Source organism: Chamaesiphon sp., from assembly GCF_041738855.1.
In the GTDB taxonomy this organism is placed as follows: domain Bacteria; phylum Cyanobacteriota; class Cyanobacteriia; order Cyanobacteriales; family Chamaesiphonaceae; genus Chamaesiphon.
Genome location: NZ_JBGSPA010000046.1, coordinates 1 through 4,060, shown reverse-complemented (window position 1 = coordinate 4,060; position 4,060 = coordinate 1). Strand labels below are relative to the sequence as shown.

The 4,060-nt window shown below is 45.5% G+C and carries 6 protein-coding genes and 1 pseudogene; 3 read left to right on the top strand and 4 right to left on the bottom strand.

Annotation, left to right across the window (positions count from 1 at the left end):
- Positions 1–204: pseudogene (locus tag ACEW9I_RS05230) on the bottom strand (NADPH-quinone oxidoreductase); the annotation flags it as partial.
- 297 nt (positions 205–501) lie between these two features.
- Here ACEW9I_RS05230 and ACEW9I_RS05225 point away from each other — a divergent pair.
- Positions 502–873 carry a cupin domain-containing protein gene (locus ACEW9I_RS05225; protein WP_373539303.1) on the top strand — a complete coding sequence of 124 codons (372 nt, stop codon included), beginning with the start codon at positions 502–504 and terminating at the stop codon, positions 871–873.
- Between the two features lie 89 nt (positions 874–962).
- Here the strand turns inward: ACEW9I_RS05225 and ACEW9I_RS05220 are convergent, their stop codons facing one another.
- Positions 963–1,793: an ADYC domain-containing protein gene (locus ACEW9I_RS05220; RefSeq protein WP_373539302.1), complete on the bottom strand. Its 831-nt coding sequence runs from the start codon at positions 1,791–1,793 to the stop codon at positions 963–965.
- Between ACEW9I_RS05220 and ACEW9I_RS05215 the strand changes: the two genes are divergently transcribed.
- Positions 1,792–1,950, top strand: coding sequence for a hypothetical protein (locus tag ACEW9I_RS05215; protein WP_373539301.1), 159 nt, complete (start codon positions 1,792–1,794; stop codon positions 1,948–1,950). The two genes, ACEW9I_RS05220 and ACEW9I_RS05215, sit on opposite strands and share 2 nt — an antisense overlap.
- On the opposite strand, the gene ACEW9I_RS05210 is transcribed toward ACEW9I_RS05215, so the two are convergent.
- Positions 1,934–2,314 carry a hypothetical protein gene (locus tag ACEW9I_RS05210; protein WP_373539300.1) on the bottom strand — a complete coding sequence of 127 codons (381 nt, stop codon included), beginning with the start codon at positions 2,312–2,314 and terminating at the stop codon, positions 1,934–1,936. The genes ACEW9I_RS05215 and ACEW9I_RS05210 overlap by 17 nt on opposite strands.
- A 375-nt stretch (positions 2,315–2,689) precedes the next feature.
- Positions 2,690–3,463, bottom strand: a complete 774-nt coding sequence (locus ACEW9I_RS05205; protein WP_373539299.1) for a hypothetical protein — start codon at positions 3,461–3,463, stop codon at positions 2,690–2,692.
- Between the two features lie 267 nt (positions 3,464–3,730).
- Here ACEW9I_RS05205 and ACEW9I_RS05200 point away from each other — a divergent pair.
- On the top strand, positions 3,731–4,060 hold a 330-nt coding region (locus ACEW9I_RS05200), incomplete at its 3' end, for a hypothetical protein (RefSeq protein WP_373539298.1).

Genomic DNA, 4,060 nt, shown 5'->3' with positions numbered 1-4,060 from the left:
ACTGACGTAGGGGACAAACATCAGATTGGTACGATTTTCAGCAATCTTTTCCATCCCCCGATGTAGATAACCGATGACGGGTTCGCAATCGACGACATCTTCCCCATCTAGTGTGACGATAATCCGAAAACAACCGTGCATTGAGGGATGATGCGGCCCCATATTGAGTACCATCGGCTCTGTCTTGGTTTCAAGTTGTGCCATGACTGCAATCTCCTGTTGCTACTGTAAATACAATTTGTAACTCTAGTTATCAGTATTCAGCTAACTCTCTTTCTCTGTCTCGTACATTTATCCAGTTTTTTAGATATTTTGTCGATTTTCAACGCAAGCACTTAGTTTTATTTGTTATTTATTTTTAAAATAAATATGGAAGCAAAAAGACAAAGTTAGTTCAAATTTAAGGCTACAGTCAAAGTATTAAAATACTAATAAAATTAGTGGTAGAACTTTGATTGATTTTTCAAGTTACGCCATCATCTCAATTCTCAATGAGGTAATATGCCAAAATCGACGGTCGAATATTGGAATCCATTAATTCAGGCACATAAAAAGCTGTGGAAACCCCTCTCAGGGCTGGAAGAAATGGTCGAAGAACTAACTCTGAGCATAGATACCGAAACTGGTGAGTACACCCGTCTAACTCGATTTTATCCTGGTGCCGATACAACTAGTTTCGGTGCAAAAATTCATGACTATCCTGAAGAGATTTTAATTATCAGCGGTCGTCTTTACGATCTAGCCTTCGATCTGTGGCTAGAAACTGGACATTATGCCAGTAGACCACCTGGAGAGATTCATGGGCCATTCAAAACCGATCTTGGTTGTGTAGTGTTGGAGATATCTTTTCCAGATCGAGTCCAGGCATCGTGAGTGGGACTTCATTGTCACAATTTGTCGAGCGCGTAGCGTCGGCTTTGCCGAATCGAGGTCTGCCACTTGCTGCTTCAACTAGCAAAAGATTAGAAGTGTGACCCAACTCGATCGAATGAATCATTGACAAGCAGCACTTCAGGCAGTTGCTGTTGGCTAGCCTTGGTCGCGATTCTCCAAAGGAGAGGCTGCGCCAACGATTTGTGGACAGGGCTTTTGAGTCGATCGGGACATTCCTTTTCAATCTGGGCTAAGGACTCTGGCCACCGAGTCCGATCGATCGATACTGCACCATCAGGACTCCAAGCCGCTTCCAAAATCATGCCACTCTGAGGAGTACGGGTTTGAATCCTCAGTCGGTCATAGATGTCAATAGCTGTCCCATCTTTAGTGTGAGCGCGACCATTCCCGCAATAATCTGCCCGAACCATGCGGGTACAAGCTTGATGGAAATCTCGCAGCGATCTCCCCCGAACTGTTTTCCAGGGTTTATAACCAAACCGAACGCATTTGGCTAAAACCCCATTGGTACAAGCAAAGGTAATGCCGCCATTCTCATGGTGTTTACCCGTTCGATCCCAATATCCAGAAAGGGGAATTGCTTTAGCAACATTGTGGCGATCTGGTTGGCAGTAATTTTGCCACTGTTCGGAGACTAGATCGCGGTAAAGAATAGTGTAGAGATAAATCTCTCGTTCGGGATCTTGAGGATCTAAGTCAACATGAGCGATTTTGAGTTTGAGATCTCGCCCACCTTCAACAACCGTTAGTTCGGTTCCGGCTACATCTTGTCCCTCGATCGTCAGATCCTCCACCGCGCGCCAATTCAGGTTTCTCTGGACTTGAATGGATGCAACGATCGTCAGGAGACAGCCCGTTGCCAACAGCAAGGAAGCAGACATTTTTTGTGTAAATCTCATGGCAAACCTCATGGCAGTTATGGGAGATGGTAGTCTTCAATCGATCGTGAATATCACCACCTCCAAACCTCACTCCTGGAGCCAGAAGCCACCAATTAGTCTCAGATTGTGGTGGGGAAGTTATGGCCGATCGAAATCCGTCAATCGCTTCTTTTAATCTTGAGCGCAAGTTGGCCACCTTCTAAATGGATTTTTGAGATGGGCTTTTGGTTAAGAATAGCCGTTACCGAGTTCGGTGAGGTCGATCCAAACTTTTTATAGTGGACTCCATTCGCATTAAGACCAGTCCCATTCAAGCTTGCGCCATTAAAGCTCGTTCCATTTATACGAAGTCCATTAAAGCTCGTCCCGTTTAGGATAAAGCCATTTTCGTTGAGATTTTTCTCAGTGGCTTTGGTAACAGGGCGATTACCTCCGGTAGGCTCGCCAACGATCTGGAACGCTAAAACCGTAGCCAAGCAGATTCCTGCTGTTAGGATGAGTTGAGATAGCTTATTGCGTTGAGTAAGTTGATTTAACATTGGTAATTCTCCTGTTTGTAATCTTTGCGGATTTGTAGAAGTTGAGTTTGGTGCGATCGGTTTTTTTAGGTAAAAGATAGCGAATGACTGAGATTAAATCCACTGTATTAACCGAGATTGCCACCGCCAATTAATCGAACGGTGCCGACGATTTCGCAAGGCGAACGCTACGCGAACGAATTGATGTTTTTGAAGTTGATGGTTGCCAGTATTTCCCCGTTCGCGTAGCGTCGGCTTTGCCGAATCGCTAATATTTAAATTCGCATCATCTGGTGAGCGTAACTGGGTAGAGCCGACAAACAGACGACTGCGACTAGAATGATGAATGAATAGTTTTTCATGGTGTTTGGAATAGTGAAAATGGTTAGTTAAGATTTAGTTGAAAATCGCTCGTGTAATTAAATTACTGATTAAAATGTCATGGTCGGAGATCGCTAGTCGATCGATACGATCGTCTAGATCGCGAGCGTGTTTTTTTGTTGCATAGGAGAGCAGCTCGTGCGTCCAAGCTTCAAATAATGCGAAGACTTCATCAACAAGCAATAGGCTGTGTGCGTGGGTTGCTTCATCCAGCGAAATTTCAGCAATCTCAAGGCGATTGCTTCCTGCCGAATGTCCAGACTCCAGCGCAAAGTGGAATTCTCCACAATAACGAAGTTCGATGCCGCGTCGGCGTTCGATTGCCGTTGCCAGATCGAGCATGGTACTGAAGAGTACGTTTCCGGTCTCTTCAATTGCTTCAATGATGGCAATCCGTTCGATTGCACTTGCCCGATCGATCAAAGCAGCTAGTCGGTATGTCAGGATACGGTTTTGGCGGGTCTCCTCACTCCAGAGAAAACGCATCCATGCGGATGGGGTGCAGAGACGATCGAAACCCAACTTAGCGAAGTCTTCAAGGTACCAAGGCCAGTGTCGATCGTCCTCATAGGTATGGATGTTGACTCGCTGTTGGTATCGATCGGTAGTGGGTTCCTCGCGGAGCATATACTTGTTGATGTCGCCAAAGCTGAGAATGAAGTGTGCCATGCAAGGATAGAAAGCAAGCCGCGCCTCTTCAGTCAAGCTGGCATCGCGCATATATAAAAACAATGGCAGATTGGCATAGGCTTGCTTATGTTCTGCGATTTTCCCCAATATGAGTTTCATGACAAGCTCCTCCGTTGTAATTGAATGGTGGTAAAACTTTTTGCTTGTAAATGCAATTGGTTTTCTCCTTTGTCGATAGTGAGTTGGATTGATGTCGGGATCGACTTGCTCCATGTCTTTTAGAATATGCGCCCCCATCTAGTTTGACAGCCAGAAAAGATCGGAGAAAAACTGCTGTTGACGATCGGAAAAGATCGGATCTTCGATTGTAATTTACGAATTATCAGGACTAGAATAAGACTAGACATTCTGGCAGGATCTTTGCCGATGACAGCAGATGAAGCCTTAGCGTTACTCGATCGACTGCTTCAAGCTCAAAGTCTCCGAGATCTTCAAGAGCAGGTGTTTCGTCACGCTTGGGAAGGTCGCACATACCCCGATATGGCCGAGCTAATTGGCTATGACACTGGCTATATCCGCGATATCGGCTACGAACTGTGGCGACAATTGACTCAAGTATTGGGCGAACCCGTCACCAAAAATAATTTACAAGCGGTATTGCGTCGCCAGCGAGATCGTTCGCCTAAATTAGCTGTGCCAGAAGTTACCCCAGCTTCGCCCCCAGATCGAGATTGTTACTGGGGGGAACAGATCGAT

Coding starts and splice junctions, on each gene's coding strand:
- ACEW9I_RS05225 (WP_373539303.1), top strand. CDS start 502: ATGCCAAAATCGACGGTCGAATATTGGAATCCATTAATTCAGGCACAT.
- ACEW9I_RS05215 (WP_373539301.1), top strand. CDS start 1,792: ATGGCAAACCTCATGGCAGTTATGGGAGATGGTAGTCTTCAATCGATC.
- ACEW9I_RS05220 (WP_373539302.1), bottom strand. CDS start 1,793: ATGAGATTTACACAAAAAATGTCTGCTTCCTTGCTGTTGGCAACGGGC.
- ACEW9I_RS05210 (WP_373539300.1), bottom strand. CDS start 2,314: ATGTTAAATCAACTTACTCAACGCAATAAGCTATCTCAACTCATCCTA.
- ACEW9I_RS05205 (WP_373539299.1), bottom strand. CDS start 3,463: ATGAAACTCATATTGGGGAAAATCGCAGAACATAAGCAAGCCTATGCC.